The organism is Bacillus sp. ms-22 (assembly GCF_009759805.1).
Taxonomy (GTDB): Bacteria; Bacillota; Bacilli; order Bacillales; family Bacillaceae; genus Bacillus; species Bacillus xiamenensis.
Genome location: NZ_CP046653.1, coordinates 620,938 through 634,776, shown reverse-complemented (window position 1 = coordinate 634,776; position 13,839 = coordinate 620,938). Strand labels below are relative to the sequence as shown.

Here is a 13,839-nt window from a genome sequence, read left to right as displayed (position 1 = left end):
TAGGAAAGACGAGTACCGGCGCGGAGCGAATTTAACATTCGTGAGCACCGGCACGCAGGACTGCGGGAGAATGAGAGGGTTTTTTCTACACGCTGAAAGCGTCCCTTTGGGCGCTTTTTCTTTTGACCTTGATCATTTGTCCATTTTTGTTTAGCCTTGATCATGAGGAACCCACGATTTTTTATTCTTTCATGAGAATGAAGGAAATCGTACATACTTTTGAAGAAGCGATTGCTTGAACGAAGGAGGATTTGACAACAATGAGAAAGATGATTGCGATTGATTTGGACGGCACACTCTTAAATACAAAAAGTGAAATTTCCATACAAAACCGGCAGGCACTGATTCGTGCGAAGGAGGCTGGATATATTGTAACCATTTGTACAGGGCGGGCGACTTTTGATGTGAAGAATCTTCTTGGTGATTTGGACATTCCCATTATTGCGGCAAACGGAGGAACAGTCCATACCGAAGGATACAAGCTCTTCAGCAGAATCACACTTGATCAAGAAACAGGGAAACGTGCTGCTAAGGCATTAGTGGAACGGAACATTTACTTTGAGGTATATACAGACGATGCCCTCCTCTCCCCCTTTGATGGAAAAGAGAAGCTGAAAGCAGAATTTGATGTGCTCAAAAGTGCAAATCCAAATGAGGATGCAGCTGATTTATGGGAAGGGGCCATGACCCAATTTAAACAATTTGGCATCAAACCAGTAGATGATATCCGCCAGATTTTCGAATCGAATGAATCGACCTATAAATTACTGTGCTTCTCATTTGATATGAACAAGCTGCAGGAAGCACGAAATCTTCTTGCCGAGATGCCTAAGCTCTCATTGACTTCGTCTGGAAAACATATCATTGAGGTGCTGCCGAAAGAGTCAGGGAAAGGACATGCCCTTAAAAAGCTCGCCGCCCATTATGGCGTAGACCGCTCCAATATTTATGCGATCGGTGACAGCCCTAATGATCTATCCATGTTCGAAGAAGCCGGTCACCGAATTGCGATGGGGAATGCGGTGGATGTCATTAAAGAAAAGAGCACATACGTCACAAAAGGCAACCACGAGGATGGCGTCGCCTATTTTATTGATCTGCTTTTACAGAATCAATTCCAAGAAAAAAAGACGCTTGTCTGATCAGCGCCTAGTGAGAAGTCCAGAAGTCCGATCCGCGTGTTGGTCGGGCTTTTTCTTTATTTTTCGATTCTAACAGCCGTCTCATATTTATCCTTCCAGTACGAGCTTGTTTTCATATTGGTAATGACAACGCCATTTGAGACCGTCACATGAATGACTTGATTTGATCCTGCATAAATGGCCGGCATCAATGAAGTCCCATTGAAGAAAACGAGATCTCCCGGCTTAAGTTCCGAACGTTTCACAGGCGTTCCTGCTTTGATTTGTCCTGATGCATAGCGGGGCAACTCAATGCCAAGCACTTCTTGATAGATAAACTGTGTGAATCCTGCTGTATCAAATCCTTGTTTTGGGTTCGTACCGCCTTTCACATAAGGAACTTCCCCAATATACGTAGCGGCTTTTGAAACGACCTTGTCTTCCTTCGCTAGTTTCAATTCAGTTAATCGTTTCGCACCTGTCCATTTCTCGCGCCAATATGATTCAGACAAATAAGAGATCGTCACACTTTCGGAACGGCTCGCGTGAATAAAGCGGTCACTTCCAATGTACATCCCTACATGAGAAATCCCTTTTTTATACGTGTTGCTAAAAAAGACAAAGTCCCCAGGACGAATATCGTCTAGTGCCACTTTCTCTCCAACCAGCCATTGCTGTTCAGCACTTCTAGGCAAATAAATCCCAAGTGATTTTTCAAATAAATATTGTAAAAAGCCTGAACAATCAAAACCGACTTTTGGATCTGCTGCACCAAACACATAAGGAATTCCTAGATATTTCATCGCATCTTTCACAAGTTGATCATCCGAGATTTCTTGGGAGGAAGGCAGCCGTTTAACCGCATAAAACCGGTCTGTCCAATATTTGCTTTTGCTGATATCTGTTTTCACCACACCTTGACTGAGCGTGATGTGGATCACCTGATTGTTTCCAGCATACAAAGCCACATGTGTCGGAATATCTTTTGTTTCATCAAGACTGCGGAAATAGACAAGGTCTCCAGGCTTTGCTTTCTCCCATGACACCTTTTCCCCAAGCTGATATTGATCAATCACCTTTCGCGGCAAATCGAATGTACCGGATGTTTTGTAAACATATTGAATAAAGCCAGATGCATCAAACCCCGTTTTTGGATCGGTTCCTCCTTTATGATAAGGGGTACCCATCAGCGTTTCCGCTTGCTCTAAAGGAGATTTTGTTTGAGCAGACACCTCTGATTGAGACATAAACATCAGTCCTACGAGTGCACATCCTCCAAGCAGCATCCCTTTCCATTTCATAATCTATTCCCTCCTTTCTTCTATAGTTTCGGCAAGACACCTTTCATTTTACACCTTTTTTCGCCAAAAAAGAGCACGCAAGGCGTGCCCTCATTTCACCATTATTTACTTGCTTCCGTTTTTGACTGCTTTTGCTGTTCGATTTTCTGCATTTCAACTGAGATCTTTTGTTTTTCATGATCTGTGAGGCTATCACTAAATTTAAAAGCAGACATAAAGACAAATACTAAAATTAACGCAACAAACGGCCAGCTTGCTTTTAGGAATTTCATTTCTTATCCTTCCTTTCGTTTTCTTTTAATGTTTGAACTTTATCGGCATGATCGACTTCAAAGAAAATATGTCCGTCTTTTTCTTTCCAATCCGCATTCGTGCCATTTGTCAGCATACGGATAATGGATTTTGATTCAAAGGATCCTGCTTTGACTGGAGCAGGCGTTGCTTCTTTGATATACATTGGGATCACTTCAAAAGTTGCTTTTCCATCTTCATTCAGATGATACTGAACAAGTGCAGAATCACGTGTTCTTGACCAGCCTTGGTCAAAAACAAAGTTCCCTAGGCTATAGAAAATCGCTGTTCCATTGTAGACTTCCATAGGCTCAAGAACGTGCGGATGTGCACCGATAATGATATCAGCACCAGCCTTTGACATCGCTCTTGCCAATTCTCTTTGTCTGTCGTTTACTTCATTGTTGTACTCCTGTCCCCAGTGAGCATGAACAACGACGATATCTGCCTTTTCAGCAGCTTGTGAAATCATCGGAATAAAGATAGATGGATCGGCTGGCAAAATACCTGCCTTGCGATTCGATGCTTTAAAAGCTTTTCCATATACATCTGTAAAACCAAGGGTAGCGATTTTGACACCATTCACTTCTTTGTACGAAATGTTCTGCTTCGCATCTTGGAGGTTACGCCCTGCCCCTGTGTATCCAATACCTGATTTTTCAAAGGCATTGATTGTGTTGTTCAACCCTTTTTCACCGTAGTCTGATGCATGGTTATTCGCAAAGTTTAGTACGGAAAAATTCAAATCCTTTAGCGTTTGGACAGACTCTTCATCTGTTTTCAAATGAATATTCTTTTGCGCCGCCTGTTCCTTATCTGAAGCCACTGGATGCTCAAAATTCCCAGTTACATAATCTGATACATCAAAATACGGCTTCGCATAGCGGAACAGGTGCTGCTTTCCATAGCGGTCTGTTACTTTCTCTACATTTCTTCCAAACATAATATCTCCGACAAACGAAGCGGTCAGGATGTTTTCTGGATTCTTTTCTACAGTTGGTACTTGTGCTTTCCCGATAAATGTAAATAGGAATGTACAAGCAATGACAATCGGTAAAGCAATCAGTACGTGTTTATTCGTCTTTTTCTTTTGATTCTTTGTGATTTTCAGCAGCTTTTCCTGAAAGCTCAATTTTTTATTCATCATTGGACACACCTTATCTTAAAATAGATAGTAAACATACATGATGGCAAATGTTGCACCACTTAGAAGTAACGTGCTTCCAAGGGTAATCGTAAGACCTTGCTTTTGAATTGTATTCGCAATCAATCCAGGTACGATAATTCCGATTCCGCGGAATTCTGCTATTTCAAAAGGGACCACTGGATAGAAGAAATCAAATATGAGCTTTAAGGCAATCCCTGTAATCAGCATCGCCGCAAACTTTCTGCGTCCGTACAAAATCATAAATTTTGATAGACCAAAGCGAACGATCACGTACGTCAGCAAGCTGACAGATAAGACGACTAAGATGAAGACTGGCTGGTTAAATACAAGCGCAAGATAACCTGGAACAACCAGTCCAGCTGGTACGATACCTGTTTTTTCTGCAAAGATTAAACTGAGTAGAACACCTAAAATTAACGAGATATAAAGATCTGATCCGAACATTTTCTATATTTCCTCCTAGCTGACAAGCTGCTTAATTTTGTATTCTTGAATTTTTTCGATTAAAGGTTCAGCGGCTCCGTGAATATTGCCGACTCCATAAACCACTCGATTATGAAGCTTTTTCTCAAGCATGTTCATAATTTGTTCTGTAGATTGATATTCAAGGTTGTGTAAGTGGTCAGCCGGGATTTTTCCTTCCTCAAATGCCTTCACAATTGGATCAGTCGTTTCACCAATTAAGACAAGATCACTTGCTTCAATATAAGGGAGTACATCCTCTGCAAACTGGATCGTTCTATCTACACGATCCGCACGGCAGTTCATAATAATAATCGGTTCATCTGTTGGATATCCAATTTCCTTCACACGCTTCCAAATGTTCAATGTAGATGCTGCGTCATTTGCCGCAAATCCATTTACAAAGTGGCCAGGTGTTTTCGCGTCCATTAATGGAAGAATTCTCATCGCTCCTGGATCAGGCGGCGCATTTAACATTCCTCTGAATGCCGTATCTTCATCAATCCCTAATGCTTGAGCGACACCAAGTGCAAGCGAAGCATTATCTGGGAACACCATGTACTCAAATTTCCGTAAATACTCATCAGTAATCTTGGAATTATCTGCAACAATCACTTCAGTGTTGCGTTTTTTCGCAATCTCTTTAAAGAAATCTGTATATTCACTATCCGTAATAACCAAGTGTCCATTGTAAGGAATTGTCGCTGTAAAGGCTTCAGCTATTTCATCAAGAGTTGGCCCCATTACATCCATATGATCTTCAAGAACGTTTACGATCACGCCGATATTCGCTTGAAGCAGCTCTTCCTGAAAGATAATTTGGTAATCTGGATTGACCGCCATACATTCACTGACGATGGCATTTGCTCCTCTTTCAACTGTTTCTCTCATAACTTCTTTCTGCTCACCGATATTTGGTCCTTGCGGTTTCCTTTTAATCGGTTTCTCTTCTGGCGTATCCCAATAAATCATTCTTGCATCCGTTCCTGTTGTTTTGCCGACAGTTTTATAACCTGCCTCCATTAAGATACCGGTTGTCAATCTTGTAACGGTGGACTTTCCGCGAATACCATTAATATTGACGCGCACCGGCAGGGCATCGATATTTTTCTGATGACGCTTCTTTTCAATAAAGCCAATCCCTAACATGATGACACAGGCTATAACGATTAACCACATCGCTTATCTACATCTCCTTTTTTATATGAGTGTGATATGTAAATTCAATCAACAGTATATCTGTTCAGCATAAAATCACAATCGGTATTATGTAACATAATCTTTCGCTTCCTCGTATGCCAAATTCCTCTCATCAGAAGGCGTATTTGCCTAGCTCTCGCTCAAATGAAAAGGCCAAAAGACGGACTAAAACTATTCTAAATTTCTGCTTTGAAGATGAGAAAGCGTTACCATCAAACACCCCAAAATTTTTTGTCCTTTTCTCCCTAAATTTTTCGACAATTATTAAGATGTATTTCGAATCAATGTTTTAAAACCCTTTCATCTCGATGAAATCAGTCATATCAACGCTTTAAACGAATAGTGTGTGTTTTAGAATGTTTTATCTTTTTAAATGAACAGGTTAGAAAGTCATCCTCATTCGTCAGAATGCTGCACGTTGACCTATGACAAAGGTCATATCCAAAAAAATCAAGTCTTATGCTTATTTTCAGGTCACGAAAAAATGGGATAAGATGTCAAATGTTGATCAATTTGTTATAGCTTCTCTTTACGATATTCGCTCCTTATGACCTAAACAATGAAACATTATTCATTTCTTTTTATCAAGATTCATCATTTCTTAACATTTTTAATATGATTTTAGTTGAAAGTTGTCGGTTCATGTCATGCTTTCCCCAAAGATGACGCATAAAATCATCTTCTCCGCTTACACTATGGTTAAAAAATCTGTGAGAGGAGGCTAAAGATGCCAAACACGAATGAGCAAACACGCTTACACTTCCTATCAGGCAATTTCGAGGAAAAAATTCGAATACTGAAAAAGGCATTTCAGCAAAGTGGGGATTTTGAATATCGAGAATTGATGGTAAATGAAACGAAATCTGTCCTTTTCTTTATTAAGACAAGAATTGATGAAGGCAAACTAAACGATTTTATTATCGGAAACTTGTTAGGCCCTCCTGGAAAGCAGGACTATACAAAATCTCTTAGTACGCTTGAAACAGGAGACTTAACGCTGATTACCGACAGCATTATTGCAGGAAGTATTGCCTTTCTTGATGAAAAATCCTCGCAGATCAAATTATTTGCCGTTGGACAGCCGCCGCTGCGCTCTATTTCTGAACCTTCTTCTGAGAGTATTATTGCGGGCGCACATGATGGGTTTGTTGAGAGTCTAGATACCAATTTATATTTGCTGCGTTCACACTTAAATGATCGCAAACTCGCCATCCAGTACCATAAGGTCGGCACAAAATCAGAAACAAAGATTGCCACTATTTATATTTCTGATATTGCCAATCAAGAAAAGGTAGACGAGGTCAACAAACGAATTTCTTCTATTAAAGTAGACACGCTGCTAAGCCCTGGGTCTATTGTGGAGGCAATTGAGGATGATTCGTATTCAATATTCCCGCAGCTCATAGATACGGAAAGACCAGACAAGGTGAGATCAGCGATCCTTGAAGGGAGAATTGTGGTGTTGATGGATGGCAGCCCGATGGCCCTCATTCTGCCTATTACGTTCTTTAGCTTCTTTCAATCTCCAGATGACTATAATAGCCGATGGATTCCGGCTACGTTTATTCGTATGCTACGTTATCTTGCCTGTATGATCGCTGTGATTTTGCCATCTTTTTATATTGCTGTGATTGGTTTTCATTATGAGGTTGTCCCAGATGAATTAGCGATTACGATGAAGAATTCCATTATCGGCATTCCTTTTCCACCTTTAATAGAAGCGATGCTGATGGAAATTACGATTGAGCTCATACGCGAGGCTGGGGTGCGTCTGCCAAAGCCAATTGGTCAGACGATTGGGATTGTAGGCGGTTTGGTCATTGGGGACGCAGTTGTCAAAGCTGGACTGATTTCAAACGTCCTTGTCATTGTGGTCGCAGTAACAGCCGTAGCATCCTTTGTCCTGCCATCCTTTGAAATGACGTCAACCATTCGTATGTTGCGTTTCCCCCTCATGTTTATGGCATCAATGTTTGGGTTTATTGGCATTTCCTTCGGCCTTTCTATCGTACTGATGAATTTATGCCGCCTAGAATCACTAGGTGTCCCGTATTTATCTCCAGTTGCCCCATTTAACTGGCAGGACTTAAAAGACACTGTGATTCGATTACCGATGTGGATGTACAAAAAGCGCCCTGTTTACTTAAATCCACAAAAGAAGGAGCAAATTGAAAATTTGAGAGGATGGAAAAATAAAAATGAAAAATAAAATATCTCCACCTCAAGCTGTCTTTTTTATCATTCAATCTCAAATTGGTGTCGGTATTTTAGCTCTCCCCAATTTGCTCATGAAAGACATGGGACACGATGGCTGGATGGCGATTATTTTAGCCTGTTTTTTTATCCAAATCATCAACACTATTTTTATATATATTATCCACAAGTATCCAGACACATCGTTTTTTCAAACGTTAATTGAGGTGTTTGGAAAATGGGTCGGCTGGTCATTGGCGGCGCTTTATACGGTATATTTCGCATCGGTTTGCATCGTCGTGCTCTCCATTTTCACAAGAACCCTTGGTATTTGGGTGCTGCCACTTACGCCCAACTGGGTCATTAACCTGTTATTGATGATATCCATTATCTATATTGCAAAAGAACAAATTACAGCGATTGTCAGGTTAAACTTTATTTTGACTCCCTTTTTACTCTTTCTGTCTCTCTTAATGTTCTATTCGTTAAAAGGGACCAATATCGACTATCTCATGCCCTTTTTCCAAATGGACCTTTCTGAAGTTGCACTTGGATTAAAGGATGTCGTTCTATCTATGAATGGATTTGAGATGATTCTTATTATCTCACCATTTATGAAAGGCAGCATCAAAGTACGGTATAAGGTGATGACCATTGCAAATATATGCACGACGCTTTACTACCTATTCATTACATTGATTTGCTTTATGTTTTTTAGTCCGATTGAGCTGAAGGTGATTCCGAGTCCTGTCCTTTACTTACTAAAGACCATTTCATTCGGTATCATTGAGCGGACAGACTTAATTTTTCTCAGTTTCTGGGTGTTTGTCATTCTTGCCACACTTAGCAACTACCTTTACTTCTGTGCAAACGGTTTATCCAGCATTCTAAAGAAAAAGGATCACAGAAAATATGTGTATGTTTTTGCCATTTTGGTCTATGCTGCTAGCTGCTTTCTTTCAACTGATAACTTTAGGATTCAGCGCTTTAATGACTTTACCACCATTGCACAGTATTCATTTATTTACACACTTCCGGTCTTTATGGCCATTATCATTTTCATCAAACATCGCAAAGGGAAGGTGAAATCACATGCGTCATAGGTTCATACTGACGCTGCTTATGTGTATTTCTCTCATCTTCATGCCTGCCTGCTGGGATCAGAATTTATTAAAAAATATCTCTCTTGTATTAACATCTGCTGTTGATCAAGGAGAGGATGACAACGCAAAGTATTCAATTACCTATCGAAAGGTGCAGCAGTCCCAAAGCATGGAGCAAGGAAATACAGGCAGTTACTTAACCACACTCCTCACAACGGAAGCACCTACTTTACGCAAGGCAAGATCGAACTTCAGCCGGATTGTGGACCAAAAAATCGACATATCCAAAATGCGGGTCATGCTCATTGGTGATGAGTTTGCACAAAATCGCCTGCTCCCTTACCTAGATATGTTTTATCGCGATCCCAAAAGCCCTTTACTCGCAAACCTGGCTGTGGTACAAGGGGGAAGCTGTGTGGATGTGATCAACGAGCTACTGAAGGAAAAGCTCATTGTAAGCGACTATTTAAATAACTTAATCACAACCGCATCACGCTCCTCCCAAGTAGCACCTAAAAACATTCAAAGTATCCGGTCTAAAATGCTCCAAACCGGCGAGGACTTCACACTGCCATTAATTCATTTCGATCAATCGAAGAAATTAATCAGCGTAAAAGGGGTTGCACTATTTGATAATGAGAAAAAGAAGGGCGAGCTGTACGGTCAAGATGCGATCTTGCTCACCGTGATGGATAATAAAATGGGCAGGTATGCCAATTTCACCAAAAAAATCAGAAATGACATGAAATTAAAGGAGAACAATTACATCACCATTCAAGTCACAGATACAAAGAGAGATATCAAGATTGAGAATCCTGGTCACCGAGACTTAACATTTTCACTCGAATATGAATTCAAGACCTCGGTTCTCGAATACCCAAAAGATAATCTAGATACAGACAAAAAAATTGAAATGCTTAACAAAAGACTTTCAGTCATTTTGACAAAAGAAGCAGAAAAAATCATCGCTACGATTCAAGAAGCGAATTCTGATGTTCTCAGCCTCGGCAGAAAATATCGAGTGAAACATTATGATGAGTATATGAAAATGAACTGGATAAAAGATTATCGCAAGGTGAAAATCATTCCAAAAATCAAAGTGAATATTACACAAACAGGCATTATTAGTTAAGAAAAGGAAGACACCCTCTTTCTTTTCTTTTTTTTTTATTTTTTAAGATTGTCTTTTCAATGCTTTCGTGATAATCTATCTGTGTAAACGGTTACACATCAACGAAGGGAGGCACTCCATTGGCTACAATTAAAGATGTTGCAAAAGCTGCACAAGTGTCTGTTGCGACTGTTTCACGCGTGCTCAACGATACTGGATACGTCCATATTGATACGAAAACCCGCGTGACACAAGCGATGCAGGAGCTGAACTACTTCCCCAATGAAGTGGCACGATCCCTTTTTAAAAGAGAATCAAGATTAGTTGGTCTTATCTTACCTGATATCACAAACCCCTTCTTCCCTCAGCTGGCTAGAGGCGTTGAGGATGAGATACATGCGAACGGTTTTCGGTTATTATTCGGAAACAGTGATGAAGATCGAGAGAAGGAAATGGCCTATTTACAAACCTTTAAGCAAAATCAAGTGGTCGGTGTCATCGCTGTCACAAACGAACCTGAATCGGATCTGTACAATGATGATGAGCTGCCTGTTGTGTTTTTAGACCGAACCGTTCCAAACGCACCTTCTGTTTTTGCAGATGCTATGGCAGGCGGGAAAATAGCTGCAATGGAATTAATCAAACGCGGCAGCCAGCAGGTCACATTGCTAAAAGGGCCCGCTCATCTTCAAACAGCGCGGCAAAGATTCAAAGGCGCTCTCGATGTTCTGACTGAAGAAGGTGCCAACTTCCATGTGATGTCTAACGCTTCTTTTTCCTTTCAGGAAGCCCGAAAAAGCGCCAAGGCTCTGTTTCAGCTGTACCCTGAAACAGATGGCATTATTGCCAGCAATGACATCGTAGCAACAGCCGTCATACACGAAGCGCTTCGAATCGGAAAAGCCATTCCAGATGAAGTCCAAATCATTGGATTTGATGATATTCCGCAAAGCGAACTGCTTTTCCCTTCTTTATCAACGATACGGCAGCCCGCCTATGACATGGGGAAAGAAGCTGCAAAGCTGATCATCAAAGCCATTCAGAAGCAGCCTATAGATCAATCAGTTATTCAAATGCCCGTCTCTTTTATTGAACGAGAGACCACAAGAAAGGTGGATTCACAATGAGTCAAATTGTTGTCGTAGGAAGCTGTTCCATGGATTTAGTTGTCACATCGAATAAGCGGCCGAATGCCGGAGAGACCGTCTTGGGCGAATCATTTAAAACGGTCCCAGGCGGAAAAGGCGCCAATCAAGCCGTTGCAAGTGCAAGGCTGGGCGCAGATGTATATATGGTTGGCAGAGTCGGTGATGACGCTTACGGTCAGGACATTATTCGCAATTTACAAGCACAAGGTGTTCGCACCACCTATATGAAACCGGTTACCGATATGGAAAGCGGAACAGCTCATATCATTTTGGCAGAAGGAGATAACAGCATTGTTGTCGTCAAAGGAGCAAACAATGAGGTCACACCTCACTATGTAAATGAGGCACTTTCTTCTATTGAAGACATTGGAATGGTCCTCATTCAGCAAGAAATTCCTGAAGAAACAGTCGAAGCCGTCTGCGCCATTTGCAGTGAGAAAGGGATTCCAGTCATCTTAAATCCCGCACCAGCTCGTCAAGTGTCTCAGCAAATATTAGATCAAGCTGCCTATATTACACCAAACGAGCACGAAGCAGCTCTTATGTTTGATGGACTCACAATAGCAGAAGCTTTGCGCCAATATCCAAACAAATTACTCATTACTGAAGGAAAAAATGGTGTTCGTTACTTTGACGGATCAAAAGAAGTGTTGGTACCGGGCTATCCTGTGAAAGCCGTCGACACTACAGGCGCTGGTGATACTTTTAACGGTGCTCTAGCTGTAGCACTAACAGAAGGAAAATCCCTATACGACGCTCTTGCGTTTGCCAACTTAGCCGCATCTATCTCCGTTACAAAGTTTGGCGCACAAGGCGGCATGCCAGCAAGAGAAGAATTGGAGAATAAGAAATGAAGAAAAATGGTATTTTAAATAGTCATATCGCCAAGGTGCTTGCTGACCTTGGTCATACAGATACAATCGTTATCGCTGACTGCGGTCTGCCAATTCCAGAAGGTCCAATCAAGATCGACCTTGCATTATCAATCGGCACACCATCTTTTCAGGAGGTCACCTCCCTCCTGCTTCAGGAAATGGCCGTTGAAAAAATTACCGTAGCCAGTGAAATCAAAGAAGTCAATAAGAGAGATCATTTGTTTTTAAAGAAAGCGCTCTCACATCCGTTAGATGAAGTAGACCACGAGACTTTCAAAGACATGACCAAACAGGCAAAAGCAGTCATTCGAACGGGCGAAGCGACCCCATACGCAAACTGCATTCTTCATGCCGGTGTCATCTTTTAAAAGGAGGAACCACATATGAACATTGAGATGCATAACATCCATAAGGCCTTTGGGAAAAACACCGTTCTATCCGGGGTCTCCTTTGACCTCGTCACAGGTGAAGTCCATGCGCTCATGGGTGAAAACGGAGCAGGAAAATCCACTTTAATGAACCTGCTGACAGGCCTTTATTCAGTGGATCAAGGAACGATTCAAATTGACGGAAAAGAAACCGCTTTCAAAAGTCCGAAAGAAGCTGAACAGCACGGAATCGCCTTCATTCATCAGGAGCTGAACATATGGCCTGATATGACCGTACTCGAGAATTTATTCATTGGAAAAGAAATCTATACAAAGCTTGGTCTCCTAGACACCAAGAAAATGAAAGCCCTCGCCCAAGCGCAGCTGGACCGATTGTCTGTCAACCTCTCACTTGATCAAGAGGCAGGAAGCTGTTCTGTAGGACAAAAACAGATGATTGAGATTGCAAAAGCGTTAATGACAGATGCGAAGGTCATCATCATGGATGAGCCAACGGCTGCTCTCACAGACCGAGAGATTGACAAGCTATTTCAGGTCATTGAATCACTCAAAAAAGAAGGCGTTTCCATCGTCTATATTTCTCACCGTATGGAGGAAATCTTTGCGATCTGTGATCGGATCACGATCATGCGTGACGGAAAAACGGTTGATACGAAAGCTATACCAGACACGAATTTTCATGAAGTCGTCAAAAAAATGGTCGGCCGCGAATTAACAGATCGTTACCCTGAGCGTACACCTTCTAAAGGTGATGTTGTCCTAGAGGTCAAACAAGCGACGAGGAAAGGACGATTTCAAGATATCAGTTTCTCAGTCAGAGCAGGAGAAATCGTCGGTGTCGCCGGCTTAATGGGAGCTGGCCGGACGGAAATGATGCGGTCGCTATTTGGCCTCGATTCACTTGACCAAGGGGAAATCTGGGTACACGGAAAAAAGGCTGTCATTAAAAAGCCAAGTGATGCCGTCAAGCTAGGCATTGGCTTTATCACAGAGGATCGCAAAGATGAAGGACTGATGCTGGATGCATCTATTCGAGAAAACATCAGTTTACCTAACTTAGACAGCTTCTCTCCAAAGGGGCTGATTGACAAGAAAAATGAACAAGATTTTGTAGACCTGCTCATCAAAAGGCTGACGATCAAAACTGCTTCATCTGAAATTTCTGCACGCAGCCTGTCTGGTGGAAATCAGCAAAAAGTCGTCATCGCCAAATGGATCGGCATTCAGCCGAAGGTATTGATTCTAGATGAGCCGACAAGGGGTGTTGACGTCGGGGCGAAACGAGAAATCTATCAGCTCATGAACGAGCTGACGGATCGAGGCGTTGCGATTTTGATGGTCTCCTCTGAGCTCCCAGAAGTTCTAGGGATGAGCGACCGAGTGCTGGTCATTCATGAAGGAACCATCAGCGGAGAATTAGATAAAACAGAAGCCACACAAGAACGAATTATGACACTAGCTACAGGAGGGAAGTAAC

At 41.7% G+C, this 13,839-nt stretch carries 13 protein-coding genes; 8 read left to right on the top strand and 5 right to left on the bottom strand.

The features are described 5' to 3' along the window. Positions 1 to 260: 260 nt before the first annotated feature. A complete protein-coding gene (locus tag GPA07_RS03320) occupies positions 261 to 1,142 on the top strand; it encodes a Cof-type HAD-IIB family hydrolase (protein WP_008354793.1) in 882 nt (293 codons plus the stop codon). 56 nt (positions 1,143 to 1,198) lie between these two features. On the opposite strand, the gene GPA07_RS03315 is transcribed toward GPA07_RS03320, so the two are convergent. The 5 genes from GPA07_RS03315 to pgsB all read right to left on the bottom strand — a co-directional run bounded on the left by GPA07_RS03315 (position 1,199) and on the right by pgsB (position 5,522). Next, positions 1,199 to 2,422 carry a C40 family peptidase gene (locus GPA07_RS03315; RefSeq protein ID WP_157292026.1) on the bottom strand — a complete coding sequence of 408 codons (1,224 nt, stop codon included), beginning with the start codon at positions 2,420 to 2,422 and terminating at the stop codon, positions 1,199 to 1,201. A gap of 101 nt (positions 2,423 to 2,523) precedes the next feature. Beyond that, positions 2,524 to 2,694 carry an extrachromosomal elements maintenance protein EdmS gene (locus GPA07_RS18580; RefSeq protein ID WP_003213661.1) on the bottom strand — a complete coding sequence of 57 codons (171 nt, stop codon included), beginning with the start codon at positions 2,692 to 2,694 and terminating at the stop codon, positions 2,524 to 2,526. After that, on the bottom strand, positions 2,691 to 3,857 hold the full coding sequence (locus GPA07_RS03310; RefSeq protein WP_157292025.1) for a CapA family protein: 1,167 nt from the start codon (positions 3,855 to 3,857) through the stop codon (positions 2,691 to 2,693). The genes GPA07_RS18580 and GPA07_RS03310 overlap by 4 nt, the downstream gene beginning before the upstream one ends. Positions 3,858 to 3,875: 18 nt before the next feature. Continuing rightward, positions 3,876 to 4,325 (bottom strand): poly-gamma-glutamate biosynthesis protein PgsC, encoded by a 450-nt coding sequence (gene pgsC / locus GPA07_RS03305; RefSeq protein WP_007497520.1) that lies wholly within the window; start codon positions 4,323 to 4,325, stop codon positions 3,876 to 3,878. Positions 4,326 to 4,340: 15 nt separating this feature from the next. Beyond that, positions 4,341 to 5,522 (bottom strand): poly-gamma-glutamate synthase PgsB, encoded by a 1,182-nt coding sequence (gene pgsB / locus GPA07_RS03300; RefSeq protein ID WP_008354802.1) that lies wholly within the window; start codon positions 5,520 to 5,522, stop codon positions 4,341 to 4,343. Positions 5,523 to 6,270: 748 nt separating this feature from the next. On the opposite strand from pgsB, the gene GPA07_RS03295 reads away from it, so the two are divergent. From GPA07_RS03295 to GPA07_RS03265, 7 genes are all read left to right on the top strand, one after another. Continuing rightward, entirely contained in the window at positions 6,271 to 7,752 is a 1,482-nt protein-coding gene (locus GPA07_RS03295; protein WP_008354804.1) for a spore germination protein, read from the top strand. After that, positions 7,742 to 8,839 carry a GerAB/ArcD/ProY family transporter gene (locus tag GPA07_RS03290; protein ID WP_157292024.1) on the top strand — a complete coding sequence of 366 codons (1,098 nt, stop codon included), beginning with the start codon at positions 7,742 to 7,744 and terminating at the stop codon, positions 8,837 to 8,839. Before GPA07_RS03295 ends, GPA07_RS03290 begins: the two co-directional genes overlap by 11 nt. Then, on the top strand, positions 8,829 to 9,971 hold the full coding sequence (locus GPA07_RS03285; RefSeq protein ID WP_071168469.1) for a Ger(x)C family spore germination protein: 1,143 nt from the start codon (positions 8,829 to 8,831) through the stop codon (positions 9,969 to 9,971). The genes GPA07_RS03290 and GPA07_RS03285 overlap by 11 nt, the downstream gene beginning before the upstream one ends. 119 nt (positions 9,972 to 10,090) lie before the next feature. Beyond that, entirely contained in the window at positions 10,091 to 11,077 is a 987-nt protein-coding gene (locus GPA07_RS03280) for a LacI family DNA-binding transcriptional regulator (RefSeq protein ID WP_008354810.1), read from the top strand. Further along, positions 11,074 to 11,952 (top strand): ribokinase, encoded by an 879-nt coding sequence (rbsK, locus tag GPA07_RS03275; RefSeq protein ID WP_157292023.1) that lies wholly within the window; start codon positions 11,074 to 11,076, stop codon positions 11,950 to 11,952. The genes GPA07_RS03280 and rbsK overlap by 4 nt, the downstream gene beginning before the upstream one ends. Continuing rightward, positions 11,949 to 12,341, top strand: a complete 393-nt coding sequence (gene rbsD, locus GPA07_RS03270; RefSeq protein ID WP_157292022.1) for a D-ribose pyranase — start codon at positions 11,949 to 11,951, stop codon at positions 12,339 to 12,341. Before rbsK ends, rbsD begins: the two co-directional genes overlap by 4 nt. Before the next feature lie 15 nt (positions 12,342 to 12,356). After that, complete coding sequence (locus GPA07_RS03265; RefSeq protein ID WP_157292021.1) at positions 12,357 to 13,838, top strand: sugar ABC transporter ATP-binding protein; 1,482 nt, start codon at positions 12,357 to 12,359, stop codon at positions 13,836 to 13,838. Position 13,839 lies beyond the last annotated feature (1 nt).

Excerpts from the sequence above, each read along its gene's own strand:
- GPA07_RS03320 (WP_008354793.1), top strand. The coding sequence starts at position 261 with ATGAGAAAGATGATTGCGATTGATTTGGACGGCACACTCTTAAATACA.
- GPA07_RS03315 (WP_157292026.1), bottom strand. The coding sequence starts at position 2,422 with ATGAAATGGAAAGGGATGCTGCTTGGAGGATGTGCACTCGTAGGACTG.
- GPA07_RS18580 (WP_003213661.1), bottom strand. The coding sequence starts at position 2,694 with ATGAAATTCCTAAAAGCAAGCTGGCCGTTTGTTGCGTTAATTTTAGTA.
- GPA07_RS03310 (WP_157292025.1), bottom strand. The coding sequence starts at position 3,857 with ATGAATAAAAAATTGAGCTTTCAGGAAAAGCTGCTGAAAATCACAAAG.
- pgsC (WP_007497520.1), bottom strand. The coding sequence starts at position 4,325 with ATGTTCGGATCAGATCTTTATATCTCGTTAATTTTAGGTGTTCTACTC.
- pgsB (WP_008354802.1), bottom strand. The coding sequence starts at position 5,522 with ATGTGGTTAATCGTTATAGCCTGTGTCATCATGTTAGGGATTGGCTTT.
- GPA07_RS03295 (WP_008354804.1), top strand. The coding sequence starts at position 6,271 with ATGCCAAACACGAATGAGCAAACACGCTTACACTTCCTATCAGGCAAT.
- GPA07_RS03290 (WP_157292024.1), top strand. The coding sequence starts at position 7,742 with ATGAAAAATAAAATATCTCCACCTCAAGCTGTCTTTTTTATCATTCAA.
- GPA07_RS03285 (WP_071168469.1), top strand. The coding sequence starts at position 8,829 with ATGCGTCATAGGTTCATACTGACGCTGCTTATGTGTATTTCTCTCATC.
- rbsK (WP_157292023.1), top strand. The coding sequence starts at position 11,074 with ATGAGTCAAATTGTTGTCGTAGGAAGCTGTTCCATGGATTTAGTTGTC.
- rbsD (WP_157292022.1), top strand. The coding sequence starts at position 11,949 with ATGAAGAAAAATGGTATTTTAAATAGTCATATCGCCAAGGTGCTTGCT.
- GPA07_RS03265 (WP_157292021.1), top strand. The coding sequence starts at position 12,357 with ATGAACATTGAGATGCATAACATCCATAAGGCCTTTGGGAAAAACACC.